Genomic DNA, 24,758 nt, shown 5'->3' on the forward strand with positions numbered 1-24,758 from the left:
TCGTTTGCCAACCTTTCGCATATCGGGCAGCAGCCGATCCGGTTGCATCGCCATAATCCCATAACAGCGCCGTGAGAAACGAGCGCTCCCCCTTAAGCGGGCGTACAGCCGGTTGAAGACAGAACCCATACGAGGTGAATAATAGAATGCGCAGAAGAAACGTTCGCATACTCCGACCCGGCAGAGTGATTGCCGGTCAGGAGACCCTATATCCCCGCAAAAGAGCGTCAAGGCAGGAGGACCTCAATGACGACAGCATCATTAGCGTGGACCTTGAAGAATGGCTCATACGGAATAAGTAGTTGAAACAGGCAGAACAACGGAGAAAAGGCGATCTTCTGCCGTAAGGCACGTCCTCCCCCTCTCCGTTCTCATCTTTTCGAACCGGGGTGCCGTGCACCCAAAAGCTTCGACCTGCAGATACTCCCAGCTTCCGTTCTTCCCCCGACCACCCGTCTCCCGGCCGGCTGCGGCACGTTCGGATGTGGCCGTGGAGAGTGAACGAGGGCCACAAGCGTGGTCGATTCTGATCTGTCCGGGAAACCTGCAGAATAGTTCGAGGCGGAGCTAGTTAGCCCCGCCCGGGAGACGAAGCGATCCTATTCCGGCTCGTTATCCTCCCGCAACCGGCGGGAAGACGGCGACTTCGTCCCCTTCGGAGAGGGGTGTCCTCTCTGCAGCGGCCGCAGAGACCCTTTTACCGTTCCGCATCAGGATGACGTATTCACGAAACTTTCCCTCTCCGTCGAAGATCAATCCGTAGCCCTCGCCGTTCTGCGACGCAGCATCCCTTACGAGATCGGCAAGCGACGTATTCTCCGGTGCATCGACGATCCGGTCCTTTCCGAGGAGTTCCCCGAACCGGGCAAAGAAACGAAGAGTAACCTTCATGGTGCATCACCGTGTTGATTCATCCCGCCGCATACCTCGCAGGACGGGTTTCGTTCAAGCGCGACCTCCTCCACCACGGCCCGCTCCCCATCCCAGAGGAGGAGGCGATTCGCGAGCAACTCGCCCATCCCGACGATGTACTTGACCACCTCGGTGGCCTGTACCATACCGATGAACCCCGGCGTAACCCCGACGACCGGGAAGACTTCCCTCGGCGGGGGATGGGGAAACGCACACCGGAGGCATGCGGTCTTTCCGGGAAGAATCGTGGTCGCCTGACCGTAGAGTCCCCGGATTGCACCATGAAAGAGCGGGATCCTCTTCTCGAGAGCGGTCCGGTTGAGCAGGTACCGGGTGGGGAAGTTATCCATCGCATCGACGATCCCGTCGGCATCCCCTACGAGTTCGCGCACGTTCGTCTCGTCTATCGTCGTATCGACGACCTCCACGGTGATCTCCGGGTTGATCGCCCGCAGTTTCTCCTCTGCGGATGCCGTCTTCTTCCTGCCGATGTCCCGGTCGTGGTGGAGGATCTGGCGGTTCAGGTTCGTCCGCTCCACGGCATCCTTATCGACGAGGATAATTCTTCCCACCCCCGCAATCGCAAGGTAGATGGATACGGGAGAACCGAGGCCGCCCGCCCCGGCGATGATGATCGTCGCGTTCTTCAGCCGTTCCTGGCCTCCCTCGCCAAAGAGCATGATCTGGCGTGAATACCGTTCACGTTCATTCTGTGAAAGCATCTGTATCCCCGTGATCCCGGCGTAGACCTGCTTGGACGGTCTTTCGAGCGCAGGATTCCGAACAGGAGGACGAGACCGTCATGCAGGCAGAAGCCCAATATTGCGAGTCTGCTCTGCGGTAGTTTCGGGACAGGTCTCCTGCATCCGGGAGCAGAACATTCGCAAAGAGCCAAGGCCCGGATTCGAACCGGGGTGTAGTTGATCTGCAGTCAACCGCGTAGCCACTCCGCCACCTTGGCGCTGGAATTCACAATTGTGAATCCGCTATATCACTATGCTCCCTCTCATGCCATTATAGTTCTTCTTTCGGCAATTCTTTCCGCATCTCAGCCGAGTTCGGACCGAATGCGGCAAACCATCAGGGCGGTCGTCGCCCGAAAGAGACAGGACTCTCCTGCGGCGCACTCGATCCGGGAGCCACCGGAGCGGGAGGCATGGACAAGGCGCTCCAGCCATCGGCGTGCCGCAGTTACCGCTCATCCCGCCCGAGCAGCCGGCAGACCTGGCAGACCTCGCCGCTCGTGAGTTCGCCGCAGATGCGGCAGGCGGAAAGCGCCCTGGCCGGCTCCGCCGGGCGGGCCAGACGCCGGACGCCGTCGCGGAACCTCATGATGCGATGCATCGTGCCCGGATGACGGTGTTCGAGTTCTGCAACCATCGAGCGCACCTCCGACCGGAGCGCCGTCCCGGCATAAGGACACTCGGGCAGGTCGCGGAAGTAACCGCGGAGGAGGAGGTAGGTCACGATCTCCTTCTCGGAGAGGACGGCGAGCGGTTTTATCCGGGGGACGAAATAACCCGGATAGCCGGTCGAGGTGTCCTGGAGAAGGCGAGGGAGGTCGCCGCGGAGGACGTTCATCAGGACCGACTGCGCCTCGTCGTCGAGGTTATGCCCGGTGGCAAGCTTCGTCGCGCCGACCCGCTTCACCCCCTCGGCGAGTGCCCGCCGGCGCAGCACCCCGCAGACGGTGCAGCCCTGCGCCTCCCTGCCGACGAGCATCGAATCGAGGTCCGCCCCGAAGAGGTCGGCGAACGTGACGATCGCGTGCTCGACACCGAGCTCCTGCGTCAGAGCCTCCGCGGCCCTGAGGGTCTCCTCCCGGTAACCCGCGATCCCTTCGTCGATGGTGACCGCGACGAGGTCTGCCCCAAGCGCCGGGAGAGAGCGGTGGAGCATCAGGAGCAGGGCGGTGCTGTCCTTTCCCCCGCTCAGGCCGACGGCGACCCGGTCGCCCGGAGATACCATGCACTCGCGCTTCATGGCGGCAAAGACACGGGCTTCGGCGTCTTCGATGAAGTGGGCGGCGCAGAGCCGCCGCTCCGGCTCGACGAGGCGGACGACCGCGGGTTCGCCGCAGAGGGAGCACCGGTTCCCACCGAAAGTCACCGGCTCACCCGCCGTGCGAGAACCGGATGATCCGGATCTCGTCGCCCTCGGTCGCCACCACGTCTTCGGGGACGATCTTGCCGTTTTTTGTGACGATCACGGTCGTCGGGTTGATCCCGAGTTCACGGAGGATCTCTTCTATCGGCGCGGAGGTGCGAGCGAGCGTTCGCACGCTCCGGTCCGGGAGGATGATCTGCATACTTCTGTTGTGAATGTTGGTTTTGCGATCCCATAAATACCCTCAGGGGTCAGGAGCGAAATACGGCGTATCCGGCGCAACAGTAAAAATTATAAGGATCTCAGAAGAGATCCGTGTGCAGATTCACAATTGTTAATTTCGTGACCCAAGAGCCTGTGGCGACAACCGGGAGGAGAAGAGATGCACACCATGACACCCGAGGAGAAGGCATACCTCATCAGTATCGGATCGGCGAGCATCGACGAGGCGCTCGCCCCTGCTCTCCAATCAACGACGGCGACGGCTGGCCCGGGAGCCGGAGGAACATCGATCTTCATCCGCTCCGGCAGCCGGAGGGTCAGGCTCTCCATCAACCCGGCATCGCCGCTCCGGGTCGTCCCGGACGGGGACGGGGTCGCCGTCGTCCGCGACGGCGAGACGATCACGCGGGGCAGCATCGAACGCCCGCTCTGCCACTGCCCGGAGCAGGCATACGTCACCGTCAGCGAGCGCTGCGTCTACGACTGTAAGTACTGTCCGGTGCCGAAACTCGACGGGGCGATCAAGGATACGGAGACGATCGTGAGAATGGTCGAGGAGGCCGCTGCCAGCGGGAGCCTCTCTGCGATCTCCCTCACGAGCGGCGTCGCCGAGACGCCGGAGCAGGAGGTGGAGCGGGTGGCCGCCGTGGTGAGGGCGCTCCGAACACGGTTCGACCTCCCGATCGGGGTCTCGGTCTACCCCACCGCGGACTCGACCGCGATCCTCCGTGCCGCCGGTGCCGACGAGATCAAGTACAACGTCGAGACGATGGACCCCGAGATCTTCTCGCGGGTCTGTCCCGGCCTCTCCCTCTCGTTCATCCTCGATGCGCTCAAAGATGCGGTAGAGGTCTTTGGGCGGAACGCGGTCTTCTCGAACTTCATCATCGGTCTCGGCGAGGACGACGAGACGATCAGGGACGGCGTCACCCATCTTGCGAAGATTGGCGTCATTCCCATCCTTAGAGCGATCTCCGCATCGCCCCTCCGGGCAGGCGAGATCGCCGTCGAGCGTCCGTCGGCGGAGCGTCTCCTCCGGCTCACGGTGATGACCCGGGAGATACTGGAGCGGTACAACCTCGACCCGCGGCGGGCGAGGACGATGTGCCTCCCCTGCACAGGCTGCGATCTCACCCCGTTCTGGGACGTCTGATGCGGGGGATCACGGGGCGCACCCACCACTGCCCTCGTAGTGCTCGAGGATCGAGAGGGCGACATCCCGGCCGAGCCGGATATCGACGACGGAAAGAAAGACCTCGATGTATTCGGGTGAGACGCACCCGAGGCTCTCGCTCCCGTCCAGTATCAGCCCCGCGAGGTAGTGGAGGTCGTCGTCATCGAGCCGTTCCAGACGGATGCGGAAGTCCTCCGCATTCGCTGCGTAGTGGTTCGCGAGCGGGGGGAGGACGGACCGGTAGGGCCCTCCCGAACCCGCACATACAAGCCCCGTGCATTCGGGAGCGGCCTTCTTTAAGATCGCCACATCCCGCTCGGATAGAATTCGCGCCATGAGATCGTCTCCGCGCGGCCCGGGGGAGTCCCGGGCCGCACCGTACGTTCACAATTGTTAAGTGTACGCAGGAATAACGTTTGTGAAAACGACCTGTATCATAGACCAGAGGTTGTGATACCATCCCGTCCGTCAATACCGATAAAACCCTCGCCGAACGGATAGCAGCGCTGAAAGAGGAGCGAGACGCCATCATCCTCGCCCACAACTACCAGATCCCGGCGGTGCAGGAGGTCGCCGACCTCGTCGGGGACTCGCTTGAACTCGCCCGGGCGGCGGCGAAGGCCGAGGCCGACGTCATCGTCTTTGCCGGCGTCGACTTCATGGCCGAGACGGCGGCGATCCTTTCGCCGGCAAAGACCGTCCTTCTCCCCGCGGCCGACGCCTGCTGCCCGATGGCGGAGATGGTTACCCCCGGCGAGGTCCGGGTGCTGCGCGAGCGGTTCCCGGAGGCCGCCGTCGTCGCCTACGTCAACACCTCCGCCGCGGTGAAGGCGGAGAGCGACATCTGCTGCACCTCCGCAAACGCCGTCGCGGTCGTCGAGTCGCTCGACGCAGAGCAGGTGATCTTCCTCCCCGACAGAAACCTCGGCCGCTACGTCGCCCGGTTCACAAAAAAGGAGATCCTCCCCTGGGAGGGCTACTGCATCGTCCACGACCGAATGACGGCCGATGAGGTGCTGGCCGCCCGCCGCGCACATCCGGAAGCCGAGGTGCTCGTCCACCCCGAGTGCCGGCCCGAGGTGATTGATCTGGCCGATCACGTCTTCTCGACCTCGGGGATGGTGCGCCACGCCTGCGATAGCCCCCGTCGGGAGTTCATCATCGGGACCGAGGTCGGGCTCCTCCACCAGCTCGAGAAGAAGTGCCCGGGAAAGGTCTTTTATCCCCTCTCAAAGAAGGCAATCTGCGTCAATATGAAGAAGACCAATCTCGCAAAGGTATGCGCCACCCTCGAAGAGTGCAAGCCGCGGGTGACGGTCCCGGAGGATACCGCCGCCCGGGCGCGGGTCGCGATCCAGCGGATGCTGGATCTCCCGCGGTAGTCATTTTCAGGTCTTCTCGAAGAGATTCCGTTCGCCGAAGAACCGGTCCCAGTCCCAGGGCTCGTCGAGAACCTGCACCTCGACGTTCTGAACGCCGCTCACCTCGAGGACCCGGCGCCGGACCTGGTCGGTGAGGTAGTCGACGAGCGGGCAGGTGGCGGTGGTCAGGACCATCTCGACAAGCACCGATGAGTCCCGGACGGTGATCCCCCGGATCAGACCGAGGTCGACGAGATCGATCCCGACCTCCGGGTCGATCACCTCTTTTAACGCCGCCCGGACTCTCTCCTCGAGTTCGATCTCCTCCTGGCGTCTTCCGGGAACCAGGCCCGCCCGCTCCATCGCCCGGAGCCGCTCCTCAATCCGATTCTGCCTATCAAGCATGCGGCTGATTACCCGGAGCATCGGGTCGGGAAGGTCGCCGCGGTCGAGTTTCTCCTGGCCCCGCGGACACTTCGGACCGGCAAGCCTGCCCGGGACCCCGACGACCGTCGCACCGGGGGGGACGGGGTGGACGACGACCGAGCCTGCGCCGATCTTTGCCCCGCGCCCGACGGTGATGGGGCCAAGCACGATCGCCCCCGACCCGATGATGACGCCGTCCTCGATCGTCGGGTGCCGCTTTGTCCGTTCGAGGGCGGTCCCGCCGAGCACCACACCCATGTAGATCAGGACATCGTCCCCGACCTCCGCGGTCTCCCCGATCACGACACCCGACCCGTGGTCGATGAAGACCCGGCGGCCGATCTTCGCGCCGGGGTGGATCTCGATCCCGGTCAGCGCCCGCGATATATGAGAGACGAGCCGGGCCAGGAAGTAGAGTCGGCGGCGGTAGAGGGCGTGCGCTATCCGGTGCGCCCAGATGGCGTGGAGGCCCGGGTAGCAGAGGAGGACCTCGAGCGTCGACCGGGCCGCCGGGTCCTTGTCAAAGACCGTCTGGATGTCTTCCCTGATGCTCACCGCGTCGCCCCCGCCTCAGGCGCTAAAGAGGTCCGTCGAGAGGTACCGCTCGCCTGTATCCGGGAGGATGACGACGATCACCTTTCCCTCGTACTCCGGCCGGCGGGCGACCTCGCAGGCCGCATGGACCGCCGCACCCGAGGATATGCCGGCGAGGATACCCTCTTTGGCGGCGAGCCGGCGTGCCATCGCGAAGGCATCCTCGGCGGTGACCCGGACGACCTCGTCGATGAGATCGGTCCGAAGAACGCCCGGTACGAACCCGGCCCCGATCCCCTGGATTCGGTGCGGGCCAGCCTGGCCGCCGGAGAGGACGGGGGACTCGGCAGGCTCGACAGCGATCGCCCTAAATGAGGGTTTCCGCGCCTTGATGACCTCGGCAATCCCGGTGATCGTTCCTCCCGTCCCGACGCCGGCGACGATGGCATCGACGGCCCCGTCGGTGTCCCGCCAGATCTCCTCGGCGGTTGTCCGGCGGTGGACGGCTGGATTCGCCGGGTTATCGAACTGCCTGGGCATGAAGTAGGCGTTCGGTTTCTCGGCGGCGATTTTGGCGGCACGGCTGACCGCTCCCTTCATCCCCTCGGCCCCGGGGGTGAGGACCACCTCGGCCCCCAGCGCGGCGAGAAGTTTGCGCCGTTCCACACTCATCGTCTCGGGCATCACCAGGATGAGCGGGTAGCCGCGGGCGGCACAGACGAACGCAAGCGCAATCCCGGTGTTGCCGCTCGTCGCCTCGACGATCGTCGTCCCTTCCCGGATATCGCCGGCCCGCTCGGCCTCGTCGATCATCGCAACACCGATCCGGTCTTTCACGCTCCCCATCGGGTTGAACGACTCCACCTTGGCGAGGACCGTCGCCCGGGCCCCATCTGTTACGCGGTTCAACCGGACAAGCGGGGTGTTCCCGATCGTCCTGGTGATGTCATTGTATATCCTTCCCATAGGTATTGCCCCATTTGATCATTCACATACTTGAATAGACAGCATTTCCACATCTCCGGCATCCCCCACCGCCTCTTCGAGCGCACGGACCGTCTCGATCGCCGCAGCGGTGCAGGGACGTGCCGGGACCGCTCCGCATCCGCTTGCGGGTGCGATCGAGACATCGAACGTCCCGATATCGCGGGCAATTCGGATGACGTCCTCCTTGTCGAACCCGATCAGCGGCCGGTAAACAGGGATCGTCGCCGCATCGGTGAGCACCGCCAGGTTGTCCAGGGTCTGCGATGCGACCTGGCCCATCGACTCGCCGGTGACAAAGCCCTTCGCCCCCACCCTCCGGGCGACTTCAGCGGCGATCCGATACATTCGCCGCTTGCAGAGGAGGCAGGTATAACGCTCCTCTCCCCGCTCTTCAAGCGTCCGCCGCGCCCGGGCGAGGTATCCATCCCGAACGACCATAAGATCGATATCCGGCTGGTAGCGGCGGAGGGCCTCGACCGTGGCCTTCGTCCGGGCAAGGTTCGTCTCGTCAAGGAAGCCCTCGAGCCCGACATAGATCGGGACGATCCGGCACCCCCGCTTCATCATCAGGTAGGCCGCGACCGGGGAGTCGATCCCCCCGGAGATGAGCGCAACAAGCGTCCCCTCCACACCCGGGGGGATGCCGCCGGCGCCAGGGATCTTCTGGTCGAAGAGGTAGCAGGTCCCGTCCCGGACCTCGATAAAGATCTCCCGTTCTGGGTGATCGAGGTCGACCGAAAGGTGCGGGTACTCCGACCGGACCAGGTCTCCAAGCCGCCTGGCAAGATCCTGTGAGGTGAAGGGGTGAGTCCCGACGCGCCGGATCCGGAGGGCGAAGGTCGCGGCGTCTTCGATATCGTGATCATCGCAGAACCTAAGAAGCCCCGCCGGCAGATCGTCGAGCGGCACGACATCGCAGAGCGAGAACGAGACGATGCCAAAGATATTCCGGAGCACCTCCGGGTCGACGTCCCCGGTAAGCCAGATCCTCCCGCGCTCACGCCGGACTTTTGCACCCGGGAGCACTCGTTCGATCCCGCAAACAAGGCTCTTCTCCCACGCCCGGCGGACGGGCTCCGACTTGAGGAAGACCTCGGAGTAACGCACCAGCCAGACCCGGTTCGGTTCGGTCATGGTCTCCGCCTCCCCTTCAGCCGGAGCCGTTCGACCTCCGCGCCCCCCGGCACACGGATCAGGAACGTCCCGTAGCAGGGCTTGGTGTAGGGGAGGACGATGTAGGCATCCTCCTCCACCCCGACGGCGATCGGCGGGACCCCGATGATGTGCGTATCAAAGATCGCGTACCCCGGATCGACGTAGTAGATCTCGCGGCAGCGCTTCTCCACCGCCTTCCGGCACTCAGCAAACGAGGCTCCCCGAAGGAGAACCTCAGGGTTCAGCTCGTCGATGCACGCCATCCGAAGACCTCGTCGATCCCAATTTTTAGTTTTCCCGGGTTGTGGACCGCCTTCTCCACGACCTTCTCGCAGGGGAACTCGACCCCTGCTGCGAGTTCTTCGGCGATCCTGCCGAAGATAATGAGGAGGAGGCGTGCGTTGGGGAGGAGGTGGCGCACCGTCGCGGCATACGAGACGCCGGCATCGTTATGGGCGAAGACCACACAGAGAGCGGCATTCCGCTTCCTCTCCGCCAGTTCCCCGATACAGCGGTCGAGGTCGATGGTCTTTCCGATGTAGTGCTGCCTCCAGTCGGAGACGCGGAGGAGGCCAAGAACCGAGGCGTTCCCGGCACAGAGGACGTCGTAGCCATCTTCAGCGAGCCGGCCTGCAAGGTACAGACCGATCGCCGCCTGCACCGGAACCTCCGGGCACCCGAAGACCAGGAGGGCCGATTCATCCGTCTCTGCCTGCGGCGTCATGTGCACCTCCCTATGAGGGTGCTGATCGCATCGCTCGATATGAGCCCGATCACCCGCCGGTCCGCGTCGACGACGGGAAGGGCGGAGATCGACCGCTCCTCCATCCTCCGGGCGACCTCCGCGACCGGCTCGTCCGGGGCGGCGGTGACGACCGAGCGCGACATGATCTCGTCGAGGCTCCCATAATCGCAGGCAACCGCTTTCGCGATGTCCCAGGAGGTGACGATCCCGGCGAGATCGCCCTTCTCAGAGAGGACGGGGAGGTGGTTGACGCCGTTCTCGATCATGATCCGGGAAGCGTCGTGAATGGACGCCCGTTCGACGATGGTCGGAATGCCCGTCTCCATGACGTCCCGGACGAGCAGGTGGTCGAGGAACGTGCCGATGATGTAGTTCAACTGCCCATACTCGAGGAGGAATCCGTCGTGCCCGTAATTCGACCGGATCTCGCAGTAATGGACGGGAATGCCGTTTGCGGCCAGGGCATTGACGATCTCCTCGGACTGGTAGGGCGGGTAGAGCCAGTCCGAGGAGACCGAGACGACCAGGAACGAGGCCTTCGCCCCGGCAAACCCAGCGGCGAGCGAGTCGTCCACGGCGAGATCGAAGTAGTCGAGCGCCCGGGTGATGTAGAGGTAGGAGTTGGCGTCGAAACGCCGGGTGAAGGTCTCGCCCTGGTGGTGGAGGTAACTCTCGACCTGAAACTCGGTGGAGAACCCGTAGCCGACGCTGCTGCGGCCCTGCAGGTTGCGCCCGAACTTCTCGCGCATCGCCCCGTCGGAGAGGTAGGTGATGTGCCCGATCATCCGGGCGAGCCTAAGCCCCTGCACCGGCGGGCGATCCGCCGGGTAGGCCCCGCCCGCCCACGCGGGATCGGCCATGATTGCCTGCCGCCCGACCTCGTTGAAGGCGATCTGCTGGGCGGTCGAGCGTGCGGTCGTGGCGATGGCGATCACCTTCCGGACCGCCTCCGGGTAGGTGACCGACCACTGGAGCGCCTGCATGCCCCCCATCGAACCCCCCGCCACCGCGGCGAGGCAGTTGATCCCGAGGTGGTCGATCAGGCGTTTCTGCGCCCGGACCATGTCCCGCACGGTGATCACCGGAAACTCCAGGGCATAGGGCCGGCCGGTCGCGGGGTTGATGGAGGAGGGGCCGGTCGAGCCCTTGCAGCCGCCGATGACGTTGGAGCAGATGACGAAGTAACGGTCGGTGTCGAAGGCCTTTCCGGGCCCGATGACGCCGTCCCACCACCCAGGCCGGGTCTCACCTTCATGGTAGCCTGCCGCGTGGGCGTCGCCCGAGAGGGCGTGGCAGATCAGGATCGCGTTGCTCTTCTCCCGGTTCAGCCGGCCGTAGGTCTCGTAGGCGATCGTCACCGGCGAAAGGACCGCACCGCTATCGAGAGGGAGGGGTTCGGAGAAGGTGACGTACTCCGTCCTTGTGGTGCCGACCGATCCGGGCATCTTACTCATCCCCGAGCGCCTGGTCGAGGTCTTCGATGATGTCCCTGACATCCTCTATCCCGACGGAGAGGCGTATGTAGTCCGGGGTCACCCCGCAGGCCGCCTGCTCCTCGAGCGTCAGCTGCTGGTGAGTGGTGCTCGCCGGGTGGATGACGAGGCTCTTTGAGTCTCCGATGTTTGCCAGGTGCGAGAAGAGCCGGAGCCGCTCGATCACCTTTTTGCTCGCATCACACCCCCCTTTCACCCCGAACCCGACCAGGGCGCCGAACCCGCCGGAGAGGTATTTCCGGGCGAGGGCGTGGGACGGGTGGTCGGGGAGGCCGGGGTAATTCACCCAGGCGACCTTCGGGTGGTCCCGGAGGAACCGGGCGACCGCGAGAGCATTCTCCGAGTGCCGCTCGACCCGGAGGTGGAGGGTCTCGAGCCCCAGCAAGAGGAGGAAGGCGTTCATCGGGGAAAGGCACGCTCCCATGTCCCGGAGGACCTCAAGCCGGACCTTGTAGGCGAGGGCGACGTTGCCGAGCCCCGGGAAATTCCCAAACGTCTCCCAGTACCTGAGCCCGTGGTAGGAGGGGTCGGGCTCGGTGAAGCCGGGGAACTTTCCGTTGTCCCAGGCGAAGTTGCCGGAATCGACGACCACCCCGCCGATCGAGGTGCCGTGGCCCCCGACGAACTTGGTCGCCGAGAGGACGACGATGTCGGCACCGTGGTCGATGGGGCGGACGAGACCGACCGCCGCGGTGTTGTCGACGACGAACGGCACCCCGGCGTCGTGTGCGATCGCCGCGATGGCCTCAAAGTCGGGGACGTCAAGTTTCGGGTTCCCGATCGACTCCGCGTAGACCGCCCGGGTCTTTCCCGTCACCGCCGCCGAAAACGCCTCGAGGTCGGTCGAGTCGACGAAGACCACCTTGCGCCCGAGTTTCGGGAACGTGTAGTTGAAGAGTTCGTAGGTGCCGCCGTAGAGGTTGTCGGCGGCGACGATCTCGTCGCCCGGTTGTGTGACGGCAAGGAGGGCGTTTGTGATCGCCGCCATCCCCGACGCAACCCCTACCGCCGCGGTTCCTCCCTCGATCGCAGCCATCCGCTGCTCGAAGACGTCGGTGGTGGGGTTCATCAGCCGCGTGTAGATGTTTCCGGGCTCTTTGAGCGCAAAAAGGTTCGCTGCGTGCTCCGTATCACGGAAGACGTAAGAGGTCGTCTGGTAGATTGGTACGGCACGGGCTCCCGTCGTCGGGTCGGGCGACTGCCCGGCGTGGAGGGCGAGCGTGCCCAGCCGGTAGTTATCTCTGCTCATGCTGATCCTGTCCTCGGTTTCACATTCAGATTGTATTTTGTGGCGATCTCCTGGAAGGCCTCCGCGAGATAGCGGATCTTCTTCCAGGAGAGGCCGAAGGTGTTGAGTTTCCAGGTGCGCGTCGCTCCTGCAAACTCCCCGACGATCCCGCGCTTTGAGAGTTCGTCGGAGAGGAAGAAGCCCCGTCGCTTGTGGGTCGCGGCGACCGCATCGAAGCTCCCGGTGGTGTCGACCTTGGTGAGCGTATGCTTTCTCGGGTACTCGGAGAGGACCTTTGAGCCCTCGATGGCGAGGAGGGCGTCGATGAAGTAGTTCGACTTCTTCACCTCCTCGTCCCAGTGGTTGACCCGCTCTTTTACGGCGGGGAACGAGGCCATCATCGAGAGCAGGGTCCCTCCCATCAGGGTGCACCCGAGCATCTCCACCTCCTTGATCCCGAACTTCCGGTTGGTGACGTCGCCGACCATCGCGGTGGTGCGCAGCACTTTCGGTGCCCATTCATCGGTCGTCGCCAGCACTCCGGACGGCGCGACCGATGCCATACTCTTGTGTCCGGAGCCGACGACGAAGTCGGCCCCGATTGCCTTGCCGTCGACCGGCATGACGCCGACCGTGTAGGCACCGTTGTAGAGGAACGGGATGTCGTACTGGTGGACGACCTTCGCGATGCCGGCGACGTCGTGGAGGTTCCCGAACTGGTAGTCGACATGGTCGAACATGGCGAGCGCCGGGTTTTTCCCGGTCTCCCTGATGACCTCCTCGATCTTTTCGGCGACGGCGTCGGGGGTGACGAGGTTCTCCTTCGAGATCGGGACCTCCTTCACGACGCCTCCCGCCTCTTCGACCGCCAGGAACTCCGTGTAGTGGGCGAGGGCCGAGACGATGACGGGGTCGCCTTTCGAGACGAGGGTGGAGGCGACCGCCTGAAATCCCCTGCGGGCTCCGGGGACGACACGGGCCACGTCCATGTTCACGAACTTCGCGAGGTCCTCGTGGAACGCCGCAATGGAGGGCTTCGTGATCTTATCAAGCCGGAAGGGCTTTCGGCAGGCGTCGCAGGTTGAGTAGCCGTCGCCGTAGGCGATGAGCGCCTTCCGGGCCTCGAGGGTCAGGCGGCCGGCGGCCTGGATCGGCTGGATATTGATATAAGCCTCTTCACGATTCCGAATATCGAGGGTGCCCGCGATCTTCGTGACAGCAGGGGTCCCGGTCCCCGCCTCCAGGTCGTCAAGGATGGCGCGGACCCGGGCGACGCCCTCCCGTACAGCCTGCTCCTCGTCGGGATCGAGACCGGTCGGGAGCGCCTCCCGGAGCACTTCCCGGATATCTTCAAGGGCGAAGAGGGCTTCAAACGTCTTCTGAACCTGTTCTTTCATGGAACACCTCAAGCCGAGGCCCGGAGTCGAACCGGGATGGAGTTGATCTGCAGTCAACCGCGTAGCCGTTCCGCCACCTCGGCAGGATAGGGGGTTAACAATTGTTAATTCTACTATCATAGATAACAATTGTGAATATTTATACCTTGGGATTGTGCGGCCCGCCGGAGGAGAGAAGGAGGCAAAAGTTATCCGCGATCGGACAAAAGCAAGGACTGCCGCGGCTCAGAACGCCAGGCGAACGAGCCACGACGCCGCCGCCATGACCGTGACGACGGCGATCGCCCAGCCGGCGGTCATGCAGAGGAGGGAGGAGAACCGCGGATACTGAAAGAGCCAGGCGACGACGGGAGTCCCATAGAGGGCAATTCCGGGGAACCATATTGTCGGGATGAGCATCAGGGCCCCGTATCGCCCAAGAAAGGCAACCCTGCCCGCCCTTGCATTGGTCGTCTGGATCAGTCGCTGGAGCAGACGAAAACGCCCGCCGAAGAGATAGCAGAGTTCGAGGATACCGATCATGACCCCTACCGCCACCGATGTCAGGAGGGCAAGCACGATCGCAGGATGAAGCCCAAACCCAAGGCCGATGACGGCCGCGATCGCCTGGAAGGCAAGCGTCGATGCGATGAGCGTAACGATCACCAACGGGGGCACTCCGAAGGCGAATCCGAGAAGGAGCGGGAGAGCCAGGAGGAAGAGGATAACAAGCGTGGCAATTCGTGCGATCGCAAAAATGCAGCGCCCAGATGCAAGAGCCCGCTCACACCGCTCGAGGCCGGCAACCAGGAACATGGGTCTTCCCCTGTGCCCAGGAGATAATTAACCTGTGCACCGGGATTGTCCCGGACGCAGTAGAGGCTCCATGCAGGTATTCAGGGGCTCAAGACGCCTCGAAAAGATGCAGGGGGTTGGATAGCGTCCTGACGCGCCATAAGATTCAGGCATCACCCGGGTCCTCCCCGATACAAGAAAGGGCCTACCCGGGAAGCCATGGCGTAAAAAAGCAGATTTTTATTCGGGAGAGACCTACACCCAAGTTTATGAGCGAGGAAAAAGGTCGTTTTGTTCAGGGGAGGTGGGTGGTTGACCCCGACCCCGAACCTGTGGAGGAGGAGGCTCCGGCCGCTCCCACCGTTGAAGAACGCATACACGAGGCAGCCGAATCGGTCCGAAAAGCCGTCAACGACGTTATGAACGCGGGCCACCACCTCCTTGGAACGCCCGAGGGGCACGAGCATATAGAACGGACGGCACGAAAGGCTGGTGAGGACCTGGAACGGGCAATCAACGCCTGGGCGGAGTCAGCGCGGCAGGCCCTCCGAAGACTTTAGGAGAGCCGTGATCCGGGCGATGACCTCCGGGTTTCTCGGCAGCATGATATGGCAATAGTGCTCCGGGTGCCGGGCCAGGCTCCCGGGATCCTCCGGGAGGAGATCCACCCTCGCGCCGGGGAGGTAGGAGTCGGTGTGGGGGACGATGCCGTCCCCGGCATACGTCGTCCGCCACCCGCCGTTCGGGTCGATCTCCCATGTTCTGCCGCCGAACGCCGGGAAGAACGCCGGCGTTTGGGTCCGGTTTGCGGCGAGGAGGAGCCGGTAAGCGATATCGTCGCGGGTCCCGGCGCGGCGAAGCGCCAAAACGATCTTACTGCCCGGACGGAACTCCTGAACGATGGTGTCCTCCCCGGGGTCGTAGTCCTCCGGGACGAAGACTCCTGCAAGCCGCCGGATCACCTCCGGGCCCTGCTCGGGATCGTTGAAGAGCTCGGCGAGAGCCGAGCCGTTGTTCGGGGGGCCGATCCCGACGATCAGCCGAACCTCTTCCTCTTGCTTGCTGCCGTCGAGGACCTCAAGGAGGTACCGGGCGATGCATGTCCCCATCGAGTGACAGACGAGGTCGACGGGGCCGGCGTAGCCGGTCTCTCTCCGCTGTTTGTGGATATAGTCCTGGAGAGCGAGGGCGATAGCCTCTGTCCCGGCGTTCTGGATTGCGGTGTAGTCAAACCTCCAGATGGGCACTCCGGTCTCCGATAGAACCGGGGCAAGGCGATTCCAGATGCCGGGATGGCTCCGCCACCCGTGGACCAGGACGGCCGGACGCCTCGAGTTCATCCGGATGGTATCACGCCTCCTCCGGGCAGGCAGGGTTCATGTACTCATGATCCAATCCCCGGCACGATGTATGTTTCGGCGGATCTGCAATCCAGCGTGAGGCTGACCCTCTCCGTCTCTTTCATCAGAACTTCCGGGCAGAGATCGCGATAACGGGCGAACCTTAACCTCTGGGGATTCACCATCCCCGGTACCTCGACCGGACTCTCTCCGGGAGGATGCTCCGCCGGAAGACCCACTCGAAGTAGCGGTCGGTCATCCCGGCGATGAAGTCCCTCGCGAGTTCCGCCGGCGCGGCGGTGGCGACGTACCGCGGGGACACCCACGGTGCGTTGATGAGATCCTCGTACACCGGCGAGTTCTCGCGCTCATCCTCAATGTCCTCGATGATCCGATCGAAGAGATACCGGAACATGAACCGGATCTTCTCCCGGTTCGCGAGGAGCCTTTGGTTCGAGTAGATATGCTCCATGTTGAACTCCTTGAAGGCCGCGACGCACGCCGACGCCTCCGCCGAGAAGGCGATGCAGTCGGCATCGTAGCTCTCCGTGATGATGTCGCGGATCAGGATGTCGAGCACCTTTCGGTTGATATCGGAGAATGCTTCCCTCTTCCTTCCGGCGATACCGAAGAGGTCCATGCAGTTCTCTGGGAAGTCCTCGAGATCCCGTTCACCGATCACCTCGACCTCGAGGGCGTCCGCCAGATCGCGGCCGAGGTAGGAGATGCTGTCGGCAATTCTCACGACACATCCCTCGGCAGTGAGCGGGTGAGCATCGCCCCCGCCTTCGATCTTCCGTAGTTTACTCTCAAACGAGTCCCAGTCAGCTTCGCCCTCGATTGTGAGAGTATGGTTATTGGACTCGCCGTTGTGGCAGAGGATCCCATCGAGCACCTGCAGCGTGAGGTCGCATTCCTCGATGTCGTCGAGGAACCTGACGCTCTGAACGTTGTGCCAAAACCCCCTAAGTCCGTGCTCGGCGCAGAGCTCGTCGAGGAACGTCTCTCCGAGGTGGCCGTAGGGCACGTGGCCGATATCGTGGCCGAGGGCGATCGCCTCGATCAGGTCCTCGTTTAAGCCGAGGGCTCTTCCGATCGTCCTTCCAATCTTCGAGACGAGCTGGACGTGGAGGACGCGGTGGGTGATATGGTCGTTCTCGACGAGGTAAAAGACCTGGGTCTTGTCGATGTAGCGCGAGTATGCCTTCGAGTGGACGATCCGGTCGGCGTCCCGGAAGAACGGCGGCCGGATCACCGGCTCTTCGGGTTTGAAGCCGGACCGCCTGATATAGTCGGCGTTTCGGGTCGCACGGGGCGAGAGGAGGGATTCGCGATCGGCCATTCTCCGGGCCATCCGGTCGGCGATGTAGGGCGGGATCTCCATGGTATCCTCCAGTGAAGAGTTCTCGGCCGGGAAAAGGGATAGGGCTTTCTGTATCGGCGGGAGGAAGCGGATCCGCGAAGACTATATCCCGAACAGACGAATCTCCCCGCATGTACCCGGAAGTCATCATCCACAACAGCGTGAGCCTCGATCACGCGGTGAGGGGCTTTGAGGTCGATCTCGGGCTGCACTACGGCGTGCTCCAGGCTCTCAAGCCGGGGGCGGTGCTCGCAGGTTCGGCCACTGCAAAGTCGGGGATCGAGATCTACCAGGATATCAACGAGCCCGAGACGGAGGCGGACCGGCACCGGCCAGAAGTCAGACAGGATGATCCACGCCCCATCTTCGTCATCGTCGACAGCAGGGGCGTGCTCAAGGATCTGCTCCACTTCTACCGGAAGATGGAGCACACAAAGGACGTCGTCGTCCTTGTCTCGGAGGCGACACCCGAAAGTTACCTCGATTACCTCCGCGAGCGGGAGTATCCGTTCATTCGGTGCGGCAGGAGCCGGGTGGATCTTCGGGGTGCCATACTGGAACTTGGGGAGCGATTCGGTATAACCCGGGTGGTCTCCGACTCCGGCCCCGACTTAAACGACGTCCTGATCCAGGAAGGGATCGCGGATACGATCAGCCTGATTGTCCATCCGGTCATCGTCGGCGGGGAGGAGAAGAGGCTCTTTTGTCAGGTTGGGGGCCCGGTAACGCTCGAACTTCAAAAAGCCGTGCCGATGGAAGGCGGAACGGTCCATCTCACGTATACTCTAAAAGATTAGGGAGGACTGCGGATCCGGCGGAGCACCCGTGCCGGACCAAAAAGACCTGCCAGCGGGGCGGCACCGCCCGGCTCACCGCCTCAACTGCCGCCTGATCGATACGGCGATATCTCCCCTCCTGAAGGCGGCATACCCGGCGAAAAGCACCGCAGCAGTGCAGAGGATCAAGCCGAGGGTTTCGGTGCTGAACCCCGTCGGATCGGACCCAAAGATGTAGTAGTCTGCGACCGAGAAGTGCATCAGAAATACGATGCCGAGAAGATACATGGTAAGCGCCAGCGTGCCGATCCCGTATGCCATGGGTCTCTGAGTATGCATACACAGGCCGAGGTTATTCATCTTTTGGATTTTTCCTTGCTGAACGGCGACATCGAGAAAAGACCCTATAGATTTAGGGATTTTTATTTTTACCATCTAAACACTAAAAATAAACGAATATTCTTGGCAGGGAGGGCCTGCATCCTGCCGGGCATCCGACCGGCTTTTGTTGTTGCCCATGGCCGCATGAGAATAGGGTGGAGTTGCGTTGGATTCCGAAGGAGTCGCCAATCGCTCCTCATGCATTCTTTGCGGCCCCAAAGCCGGCCAGGATCACCCCGAGGATGCAGATGATCAGACCGAGCGTCCCGGTGCTGAACCCCGTCGGTGCAGAACCGATGAAGTAGTATGGTGCCGCCGAGAAGTGCAACACAAGCGCTATGCCGAGGAGTGAGATGGTGATTGCCAGAGTTCCAGTGTCGTTTTGCATGTTCTCGGAAGAGACGTGGGCGGGGATCGGTTATCCGTTTTTTGGTGGTTTGCTGATTTGGATTGAACCCTGCCGGGCCGAAAAAGGCAGATATCCGATGCCGGAACAGTTCAGATGAGATCGAATTTCGAAACGTATATACCCGATTAATCAATCTCTGTACATGACCGGATGATGTTGAAACAGTGCCTGCATCTTTCCGGTAAAGGCATCGATCCCGCTTGCTTACACGATTTCAGCTGGATTACCGTCACCTCTCCGTATACTGATCCCGGAGGGGGGCAAACGAACTCATCGACGATTCATTGCAATGCGAGGAACTTCAATGAGCGGGAAAACTGTAGAAGATTGTGTTAGGGAGGTTAACAATTTAGCGGACAAGGCCGGTCTGTCCAGGGAGATCTGCGCCTACCAGTATAGGAAATATAAATGGATCTCAAACATCCTGTCGTTGATCATTCTGCTCTTCTCGGCATCCATCGCCTTCCTGAGTATCGTGGATACAGACATCCTGGTCTCGTTGTCGCTCCCCTTTCACGATCAGCAGGATCTGCGAAACGTGATTGCGTTCCTCGGCTTCCTGATCTTCGTGATCTCGTTCTCCGATAAAATACTGAACCTGACCGCGACCATGAACAAGTACGAGCAGGGGATGAGGCTCTTCACGGACTTCATACGGGACTGCCGTACGTTTCGGGACGTGGGGTCGAAGGACTGCGACGAAACTTCGGCCGGCCTGAAACTGGAATCGATCAAGGAGCAGTACAGTTACCTCAACCAGGTGATCTCCTCCAACATGCTCTTCAGCAAGACGTTCCTGAAGATTAAAAAATCGTATAAGATGAAGAAGCGGGTGAGCAAGATGCTCGACGAGGACCCCAATATCAGTATCGGTAAGTACTACCGGATGAGGATCTGGGAGTGGCTGTTCTGAGAAGCCCGGTAGGGCATGCAGAGCAGCGATATTCTTATTTTTGGCCGGAATCGAGCCACCCACTCTCGTTTTGTCCGGTTGGATGCCATAATCTCCTGCAGTCTCCAGGCAATCTGTTTTGATACTCGCTTAGCCACACCTCCTGAGGAGTTGAAACAGATAAAAGAAATCCATGGAACCGAGCCAACACCAATATGCAAACAGAGACTTGATGTTGAAAAAACGGGCGAATCTTTGAGAAAACGGTGAAGGAGACATACCCCCATCTTAAGCCGCTGGAGGGATTTGAACCCCCGACCTGCTGATTACGAATCAGCCGCTATACCACTAAGCCACAGCGGCAACTGCCTTAGACTATTGTACGTCTTGCATTAAAAAAGTATCACATATGGGGACTCGCCACCCTACCCCGTTCAGGAGTAGCCCCGGATGGTGACATTGCTCTCCTGGTGTGGAGCAGCCTCCGGAGTGGTGAGCTTGCCGAACTTCTGCTCGTAGTCGGCGACGCTTTTCGCGAGCACCTCGACCAGGTTCTTTGCGTGCCGGGGGCTGATCGAGACGATCGCCTTCGCCCGCGCCTGGTTCGCGCCGGGGATCTCGTGCAGGAAGAGGAACGTAAACTCATCCTCCTTGTAGGCGATCTGGATGCGGTTCGAGTAGACCGGGTCGAGATCGCCGGGGATGTTGACCGATATCTCGCGGTTAGCCATACTCATCATCTGGGCTCCACTCCGGCATAAGAGTTCGTCTTCTCCAGCCCGGCCCCGGGGGAAGGGACCGCCACGCCGACCGCAACCCCGGACGGGTTCAGAGCATAGCCCGATATATATCGGGAGGGCGTACCCCTTCTCAAACGGGACTCGTCACGCATGACCGATTACATACCGGTATCCGCCGTCATCGCCTGCCACATCTGCCCCCGGCGCTACTACTTCGAGCGCTCGGATGAGAGTGAAGAGTCGCTTCGCTACACCGTCTGCAAACAGGTCTCAACGCACCTCGGGGAATACCTCGATGACGAGGAGATCTGGCGGGAGATCCTCTGCATCCTCCCCGAAGCGCCGCCGGAAGCCCGCGACTTCCTTGATGAGTGCATCGCCGCCTGCCGGGAGACGGCCTGGCGGACCCCGGTCCAGATCGACCTCGCCGTCGAGTCGGATACCCTCGGCATCCGGGGAAAAGTCGACAAGATCTTCGAGGACGGCACGTTCGCCATCGTCCGCTCAAGCGTCGCCCCGAAGGCCGGGGCATACGGCACCGACCGGCTCCGGGTAGCCTGTTACGCCGCCTGCCTCAAAGAGACGCTCGGCCGGCCCGCCGCCGGCGGCTACGTCGAGTACGTCGCGAGCGGAGTCTTCCGGTTTGTCGAGCCCCAACCACGGGACCGACGGGAGATGATCAAGGCGATTCGGGCGGCAAAAGGGGTGGTTGCAGGGGAGATCCCGCCGCGCCCGCTCCGGGCCCCTTGCGAGAACTGCCCGCACCTTGAGCGGTGCACCGCGGGCCCTCGGCGGCTCTCCGACTTATTCTAGACGCTCTCAAGCAGGGTCTTTGAGATGATGTACTCGCCCTTCGCCTCGCGGGTCGTCCCGACGATCAGCCACCGCTCATCGCCGTGCTCCTCGACGACGCCTTTCGCCTCGATGACCTCACCGGCGAGCGCCTGGCCCGAGTAGGTGTGGGTGAAGGAGAGGACGCGGGAGATCTCGTCGTGGTCCACAGCGTAGACCGCAGGGCTGTCGAAGGAGAGGGAGGCATCGGTGACCGTCGCCTCGATCGTCGCCCGCCCGAGCACCGTGCCTTTGCCGGCCGGGAGCGCGTTCAGGTTATCGTAGGCCCGCGTATAGAGGAGATCAAAGTAGGTCCCCTCGAACTCCCCGCGGTTCCACTTCCGCTGCTCGTGCAGGACGAACGCGTCAAACGAGATCTCCGGGACCCTTTTATCGTAGACCTTCCGCCACATCGCGGTGCTCATCTCCGGGATCACCCCGGTCTCTACGAGGCGTTTGAGCTGGCGCTGGGCGGCAAACCAGGCGTCGCCGTAGACCACGAGATCGATATCGGAGGCGGCGTTCTCAAGGCCGCAGAGGAGCGAGCCCGTGCACCCGAACGAGCCAGCCGGGAGGCTGAAGTGTGAGAGGAGTCTCCTTACCCGATCGTTCCGGGCAGCCACTTTCCCGATCTCCTCCTCCGGTTTATAGACCCGGACTACGTCGCTGTGCGGCACCCGGTGGACTGAATCCAGGTACTCCGGTTTATGCTCCCTGATCCAGGCGAATGCCTCGGAAAAATCGTATTTCCGGTAGCGCCTTCCGGTGGTGCGGCTCACCCGCTCCCCCTCCGTATCGGGGACGTAACGGAGAATACAGCCTACCCGGTCGGAGTTGTCGTAGTTTGAGACCGCATAGAGGCAACCCTCGCGGTCCTCGATAAAATCGCGAAGCCGTATCGTATTCATGGGTTACAGGGCCTCCAGAAACGCTTCCACCTCTTCCCATTCGGTGCCCTTCCGCAGGATGCGCCGACTGGAGAGATCCGCCACCGTGCTCGGCGTGCCCGGGAGCTCGCCACCGTCGACCAGGTAGTCGTGGGGAACGGAGACATCTTCCGGCCGGGTCGGCGGGGCCTCGCCGGAGAGGTTCGCGCTGGTAGCGGTGATGGGGGAGTCAAGCCGGGAGATTATTTCAAGCGCGATCGGGTGGTTGGGCCACCGAATGCCGATAAGACCGCTTCCGCCCGTGAGAGTCTCTGGAAGGCAGGACTTCGCCGGGAGGATCACCGTGACCGGTCCGGGCAGGAACCTGTCGATGAAAGCCCGGGCGGCGTCGTCTACCACCGCGACGGCACGGAGCATCTCCATATCCGAGACCGCAACCGAGATCGGTTTTCCAAGCGGCCGGTTCTTGGCCTCATAGACCCGCATCACTGCATCCTCGGAGAGTGCATCCGCCCCGAGGCCATAGACCGTCTCTGTCGGGTAGACAACGAGCCCATCCCGCTGCAAGACCCGCACAGCCATATCGATCGTCGGCTCCATCAGAACTCACGACCCCGCACACGGTTGATATCAAAGACCCCTTTGCTGCTGACGTGCATCACGGCAAAGACCCCGGCCTGGATGGGATCGGTCACGACCAGGTCGGCATGCTCGGGGACGCTGCCAGCCATCTTGAGGGCGATCACCGGGATACCTGCCGCCCTCACCCGATCCACGGCTCGCGAGACCTCACCGCCCATCAGCGACCCCGCAAGCACCAGGATCGAGGCCCGGGGGAGCCGGGCCACCGCATCCACGGCGAGCGCGAGGTTCTGTTCCCCGACGAGGGGGATTGTGTCGACCGATATCCGCTCACCCCGGATGTTATGGCGGTCCGCCTCGTTCACGGCGCCCATCGCCACCTGTGCCACCTGCGCACCTCCGCCGATGATGATCACCCGTGACCCAAATATCCGGGAGAACGGCGGGTAGAACGTGACGTCAATGACGGACGGGATCTTTGTAAGATCGGCGATAAGGTCTCCATGATTCCCGCATTCCTCAAACTCAAAGTAGAGGTAGGCCTTCCCGGTCTTTGGGCCGGTGGTGATGATAGACTGCTGGATCATCTGGATGTTGGCCTGATAGTCCGCAAGAACCGTAGCCACATCGCGCAGCACGCCAGCCCGATTCTCAGTGATGATGCTTAGGGCATACATATCGGTATCGGTGATCATGATCCTCCCCGCTGGAGAAGCGTACGCTTTTAAATCGTCCGCTAAGCCAGAAAAATTCGTTCATATTCTACGTTAATCGATAGATCTTAGTCTCATAAAGGGTTATAGGTTTTCAATACGGCTGGAACCGGTCTCCCCCCTCGCGGTAACGACGCCCGCAAGAAGCCCAAGGGGTATATTGAGGTAGTAGAGGAAGAGACGCCAGAGAAGAACGAAGATGCCGAGAAGATAGGCGGGTACGAACTGGCTATAGAGCGTTGCGGCACCGAACTCTGCAACTCCGGCCGATCCCGGTAAAAGCGGAATGATGGCGACCATCTGAAGAATTACCTGGAAAAGGAGCGATTCCAGAAGAGAAGGCGGCAGCCCGAGAGCAACCAGCAGGGCCGATGCGACGGAGAAGTAGAGAACCCATTCGAGGAACGTGAGCACGAGTGCTCCGCCGACCGCCCGCCGGCCGGCCCGTGCAAATCGGGATGAGCCTGCGATGAACGCCTCGGTCTCGCGGTCGATCCGTTCGGTGAGCGGTTCTGCACCCTCCGCCCCGGGACAGAACCGGAGCCAGCGCCGACTCCGGCTGCACCGATCGATCACCCGGGTGGCAATACCGCCCATTACCCGCTTCGCAAGCGCCGGCCGGCGGGTAAGGGCGATGAGGCCCAGCAAAAGACCAAGCACGATGAGCAGGAAGACCGCCACAGGATAGAGGACGGTTGCGGCAAGATAGCCCCAGAGGTGCTGAAGGAGGGAAAGTGCCACAAGGGTGAGAGAGATAAAGACAACAAGGTCGAGCACCCTCTCCGCGACGGCGACGGCAACGGCATCCCCGAGAGAGAGCCCGGTGCGCGAGAGCCGGTGGATCCTGACGGGTTCACCGCCCACCTGTCCGGGAGTGATCGAGCCGGCGAAGAGCGAGAGGAGCTGGATGGTCGTGAGGCTCCCAAACGGCACCGTGTAGCCGAGACCGCGGCAGAGGACCTGGATCCGCGCCACGCGACAGAGGATTGCCGCCGCACGGAGCCCGAGAGCGATGAGAATGGCGGTGATGCTTGCCTCCCCGAGGTAAGCCCGCGTCTCGGGTGTGAGGGTCACCGCAAGCAGGATTGCGAGGGCAGCGCCGCTGATCAGAAGCGAGAGGACGATCCAGAACCGGTTCTTCATGCCAGTCACGTCTCCCCTCTCAATCAACCATCCCGGCCAACAGCCCCGGCTCAAGGCCGGGGGCTCCCCGGCCCACGATCCCGAACAGAAGGATCATGCGAGGGAGAGTGTTACCAGGGGTAAAAAGCGTATCCACCCCGAAGATGGATGTGAAGAGGAGCCGGACAATCACGGCTCTCCCGCACCG

The 24,758-nt window shown here is 62.3% G+C and carries 29 protein-coding genes and 3 tRNA genes; 6 read left to right on the forward strand and 26 right to left on the reverse strand.

The features are described from left to right. Nucleotides 1-612: 612 nt before the first annotated feature. The 5 genes from MCUTH_RS07155 to MCUTH_RS07175 all read right to left on the reverse strand — a co-directional run bounded on the left by MCUTH_RS07155 (nucleotide 613) and on the right by MCUTH_RS07175 (nucleotide 3,220). The gene (locus MCUTH_RS07155; RefSeq protein WP_066957532.1) at nucleotides 613-891 is read right to left on the reverse strand and encodes a MoaD/ThiS family protein; all 279 of its coding nucleotides are present in this window, start codon (nucleotides 889-891) and stop codon (nucleotides 613-615) included. Next, nucleotides 888-1,634: a HesA/MoeB/ThiF family protein gene (locus MCUTH_RS07160; RefSeq protein ID WP_066957534.1), complete on the reverse strand. Its 747-nt coding sequence runs from the start codon at nucleotides 1,632-1,634 to the stop codon at nucleotides 888-890. The genes MCUTH_RS07155 and MCUTH_RS07160 overlap by 4 nt, the downstream gene beginning before the upstream one ends. A gap of 167 nt (nucleotides 1,635-1,801) precedes the next feature. Next, nucleotides 1,802-1,873 (reverse strand) — tRNA-Cys (locus tag MCUTH_RS07165). A gap of 230 nt (nucleotides 1,874-2,103) precedes the next feature. Then, a complete protein-coding gene (locus MCUTH_RS07170; RefSeq protein WP_066957536.1) occupies nucleotides 2,104-3,021 on the reverse strand; it encodes a TIGR00269 family protein in 918 nt (305 codons plus the stop codon). Nucleotides 3,022-3,025: 4 nt separating this feature from the next. Then, nucleotides 3,026-3,220, reverse strand: a complete 195-nt coding sequence (locus tag MCUTH_RS07175) for a MoaD/ThiS family protein (RefSeq protein WP_066957538.1) — start codon at nucleotides 3,218-3,220, stop codon at nucleotides 3,026-3,028. A gap of 180 nt (nucleotides 3,221-3,400) precedes the next feature. On the opposite strand from MCUTH_RS07175, the gene MCUTH_RS07180 reads away from it, so the two are divergent. Beyond that, nucleotides 3,401-4,393: a radical SAM protein gene (locus MCUTH_RS07180; protein ID WP_083524813.1), complete on the forward strand. Its 993-nt coding sequence runs from the start codon at nucleotides 3,401-3,403 to the stop codon at nucleotides 4,391-4,393. 9 nt (nucleotides 4,394-4,402) lie between these two features. Here MCUTH_RS07180 and MCUTH_RS07185 read toward each other — a convergent pair whose 3' ends face one another. Continuing rightward, nucleotides 4,403-4,750, reverse strand: coding sequence for a hypothetical protein (locus MCUTH_RS07185; protein WP_066957540.1), 348 nt, complete (start codon nucleotides 4,748-4,750; stop codon nucleotides 4,403-4,405). 122 nt (nucleotides 4,751-4,872) lie between these two features. Between MCUTH_RS07185 and nadA the strand changes: the two genes are divergently transcribed. Next, a complete protein-coding gene (gene nadA / locus MCUTH_RS07190) occupies nucleotides 4,873-5,796 on the forward strand; it encodes a quinolinate synthase NadA (RefSeq protein ID WP_066957542.1) in 924 nt (307 codons plus the stop codon). 6 nt (nucleotides 5,797-5,802) lie between these two features. Here nadA and cysE read toward each other — a convergent pair whose 3' ends face one another. From cysE to MCUTH_RS07240, 10 genes are all read right to left on the reverse strand, one after another. Next, nucleotides 5,803-6,756: a serine O-acetyltransferase gene (gene cysE / locus MCUTH_RS07195; protein WP_066957545.1), complete on the reverse strand. Its 954-nt coding sequence runs from the start codon at nucleotides 6,754-6,756 to the stop codon at nucleotides 5,803-5,805. A 15-nt stretch (nucleotides 6,757-6,771) separates the two neighbouring features. Continuing rightward, the gene (gene cysK / locus MCUTH_RS07200; protein ID WP_066957547.1) at nucleotides 6,772-7,701 is read right to left on the reverse strand and encodes a cysteine synthase A; all 930 of its coding nucleotides are present in this window, start codon (nucleotides 7,699-7,701) and stop codon (nucleotides 6,772-6,774) included. A gap of 18 nt (nucleotides 7,702-7,719) precedes the next feature. Then, complete coding sequence (gene thiI, locus MCUTH_RS07205) at nucleotides 7,720-8,856, reverse strand: tRNA uracil 4-sulfurtransferase ThiI (RefSeq protein ID WP_066957550.1); 1,137 nt, start codon at nucleotides 8,854-8,856, stop codon at nucleotides 7,720-7,722. Further along, complete coding sequence (locus tag MCUTH_RS07210; RefSeq protein WP_066957552.1) at nucleotides 8,853-9,140, reverse strand: DUF1894 domain-containing protein; 288 nt, start codon at nucleotides 9,138-9,140, stop codon at nucleotides 8,853-8,855. Before MCUTH_RS07210 ends, thiI begins: the two co-directional genes overlap by 4 nt. Next, a complete protein-coding gene (locus tag MCUTH_RS07215; RefSeq protein ID WP_066957554.1) occupies nucleotides 9,119-9,601 on the reverse strand; it encodes a DUF1890 domain-containing protein in 483 nt (160 codons plus the stop codon). The genes MCUTH_RS07210 and MCUTH_RS07215 overlap by 22 nt, the downstream gene beginning before the upstream one ends. After that, nucleotides 9,598-11,067 carry a homoserine O-acetyltransferase MetX gene (gene metX, locus MCUTH_RS07220; RefSeq protein ID WP_066957556.1) on the reverse strand — a complete coding sequence of 490 codons (1,470 nt, stop codon included), beginning with the start codon at nucleotides 11,065-11,067 and terminating at the stop codon, nucleotides 9,598-9,600. Before metX ends, MCUTH_RS07215 begins: the two co-directional genes overlap by 4 nt. A gap of 1 nt (nucleotide 11,068) precedes the next feature. Continuing rightward, nucleotides 11,069-12,364: an O-acetylhomoserine aminocarboxypropyltransferase/cysteine synthase family protein gene (locus MCUTH_RS07225; protein ID WP_066957558.1), complete on the reverse strand. Its 1,296-nt coding sequence runs from the start codon at nucleotides 12,362-12,364 to the stop codon at nucleotides 11,069-11,071. After that, nucleotides 12,361-13,740 (reverse strand): O-phospho-L-seryl-tRNA:Cys-tRNA synthase, encoded by a 1,380-nt coding sequence (gene pscS / locus MCUTH_RS07230; RefSeq protein WP_066957560.1) that lies wholly within the window; start codon nucleotides 13,738-13,740, stop codon nucleotides 12,361-12,363. Before pscS ends, MCUTH_RS07225 begins: the two co-directional genes overlap by 4 nt. Nucleotides 13,741-13,751: 11 nt before the next feature. Next, nucleotides 13,752-13,823, reverse strand: a tRNA-Cys gene (locus MCUTH_RS07235). A 142-nt stretch (nucleotides 13,824-13,965) separates the two neighbouring features. After that, on the reverse strand, nucleotides 13,966-14,535 hold the full coding sequence (locus MCUTH_RS07240) for a hypothetical protein (RefSeq protein WP_066957562.1): 570 nt from the start codon (nucleotides 14,533-14,535) through the stop codon (nucleotides 13,966-13,968). A 248-nt stretch (nucleotides 14,536-14,783) separates the two neighbouring features. Here MCUTH_RS07240 and MCUTH_RS07245 point away from each other — a divergent pair, with 248 nt between their 5' ends. Further along, entirely contained in the window at nucleotides 14,784-15,074 is a 291-nt protein-coding gene (locus MCUTH_RS07245; RefSeq protein ID WP_066957564.1) for a hypothetical protein, read from the forward strand. Here the strand turns inward: MCUTH_RS07245 and MCUTH_RS07250 are convergent. Together MCUTH_RS07250 and MCUTH_RS07255 are read right to left on the reverse strand one after the other, a co-directional pair. Beyond that, nucleotides 15,045-15,854 carry a lipase family alpha/beta hydrolase gene (locus tag MCUTH_RS07250; protein ID WP_066957566.1) on the reverse strand — a complete coding sequence of 270 codons (810 nt, stop codon included), beginning with the start codon at nucleotides 15,852-15,854 and terminating at the stop codon, nucleotides 15,045-15,047. The two genes, MCUTH_RS07245 and MCUTH_RS07250, sit on opposite strands and share 30 nt — an antisense overlap. A 178-nt stretch (nucleotides 15,855-16,032) precedes the next feature. After that, on the reverse strand, nucleotides 16,033-17,238 hold the full coding sequence (locus MCUTH_RS07255; RefSeq protein ID WP_066957568.1) for a deoxyguanosinetriphosphate triphosphohydrolase family protein: 1,206 nt from the start codon (nucleotides 17,236-17,238) through the stop codon (nucleotides 16,033-16,035). A 110-nt stretch (nucleotides 17,239-17,348) separates the two neighbouring features. Between MCUTH_RS07255 and MCUTH_RS07260 the strand changes: the two genes are divergently transcribed. Then, on the forward strand, nucleotides 17,349-18,014 hold the full coding sequence (locus MCUTH_RS07260; RefSeq protein ID WP_066957570.1) for a dihydrofolate reductase family protein: 666 nt from the start codon (nucleotides 17,349-17,351) through the stop codon (nucleotides 18,012-18,014). A 72-nt stretch (nucleotides 18,015-18,086) separates the two neighbouring features. Here the strand turns inward: MCUTH_RS07260 and MCUTH_RS07265 are convergent, their stop codons facing one another. Both MCUTH_RS07265 and MCUTH_RS07270 read right to left on the reverse strand, forming a co-directional pair. Beyond that, nucleotides 18,087-18,332 (reverse strand): hypothetical protein, encoded by a 246-nt coding sequence (locus MCUTH_RS07265; RefSeq protein ID WP_150468712.1) that lies wholly within the window; start codon nucleotides 18,330-18,332, stop codon nucleotides 18,087-18,089. Nucleotides 18,333-18,570: 238 nt separating this feature from the next. After that, nucleotides 18,571-18,762, reverse strand: coding sequence for a hypothetical protein (locus tag MCUTH_RS07270; RefSeq protein WP_066957575.1), 192 nt, complete (start codon nucleotides 18,760-18,762; stop codon nucleotides 18,571-18,573). A 451-nt stretch (nucleotides 18,763-19,213) separates the two neighbouring features. Between MCUTH_RS07270 and MCUTH_RS07275 the strand changes: the two genes are divergently transcribed. Then, nucleotides 19,214-19,696 (forward strand): hypothetical protein, encoded by a 483-nt coding sequence (locus MCUTH_RS07275; protein WP_150468711.1) that lies wholly within the window; start codon nucleotides 19,214-19,216, stop codon nucleotides 19,694-19,696. 270 nt (nucleotides 19,697-19,966) lie between these two features. Here the strand turns inward: MCUTH_RS07275 and MCUTH_RS07280 are convergent. Both MCUTH_RS07280 and MCUTH_RS07285 read right to left on the reverse strand, forming a co-directional pair. Beyond that, nucleotides 19,967-20,038, reverse strand: a tRNA-Thr gene (locus MCUTH_RS07280). Between the two features lie 71 nt (nucleotides 20,039-20,109). Continuing rightward, nucleotides 20,110-20,406 carry a DUF3467 domain-containing protein gene (locus tag MCUTH_RS07285; protein ID WP_066957753.1) on the reverse strand — a complete coding sequence of 99 codons (297 nt, stop codon included), beginning with the start codon at nucleotides 20,404-20,406 and terminating at the stop codon, nucleotides 20,110-20,112. Between the two features lie 159 nt (nucleotides 20,407-20,565). Here MCUTH_RS07285 and MCUTH_RS07290 point away from each other — a divergent pair, with 159 nt between their 5' ends. Beyond that, nucleotides 20,566-21,228, forward strand: coding sequence for a CRISPR-associated protein Cas4 (locus MCUTH_RS07290; RefSeq protein WP_066957579.1), 663 nt, complete (start codon nucleotides 20,566-20,568; stop codon nucleotides 21,226-21,228). Here the strand turns inward: MCUTH_RS07290 and MCUTH_RS07295 are convergent. The 4 genes from MCUTH_RS07295 to MCUTH_RS07310 form a co-directional block, all read right to left on the reverse strand. Beyond that, nucleotides 21,225-22,154, reverse strand: coding sequence for a DNA polymerase subunit beta (locus MCUTH_RS07295; protein WP_066957582.1), 930 nt, complete (start codon nucleotides 22,152-22,154; stop codon nucleotides 21,225-21,227). The two genes, MCUTH_RS07290 and MCUTH_RS07295, sit on opposite strands and share 4 nt — an antisense overlap. Nucleotides 22,155-22,157: 3 nt before the next feature. Then, the gene (locus tag MCUTH_RS07300; RefSeq protein WP_066957584.1) at nucleotides 22,158-22,733 is read right to left on the reverse strand and encodes an L-threonylcarbamoyladenylate synthase; all 576 of its coding nucleotides are present in this window, start codon (nucleotides 22,731-22,733) and stop codon (nucleotides 22,158-22,160) included. Continuing rightward, the gene (locus tag MCUTH_RS07305) at nucleotides 22,733-23,410 is read right to left on the reverse strand and encodes a DUF5612 domain-containing protein (RefSeq protein WP_066957586.1); all 678 of its coding nucleotides are present in this window, start codon (nucleotides 23,408-23,410) and stop codon (nucleotides 22,733-22,735) included. Before MCUTH_RS07305 ends, MCUTH_RS07300 begins: the two co-directional genes overlap by 1 nt. Nucleotides 23,411-23,512: 102 nt before the next feature. Beyond that, the gene (locus MCUTH_RS07310; protein ID WP_066957588.1) at nucleotides 23,513-24,571 is read right to left on the reverse strand and encodes a lysylphosphatidylglycerol synthase transmembrane domain-containing protein; all 1,059 of its coding nucleotides are present in this window, start codon (nucleotides 24,569-24,571) and stop codon (nucleotides 23,513-23,515) included. Nucleotides 24,572-24,758 lie beyond the last annotated feature (187 nt).

This window comes from Methanoculleus thermophilus, from assembly GCF_001571405.1.
Taxonomy (GTDB): domain Archaea; phylum Halobacteriota; class Methanomicrobia; order Methanomicrobiales; family Methanoculleaceae; genus Methanoculleus; species Methanoculleus thermophilus.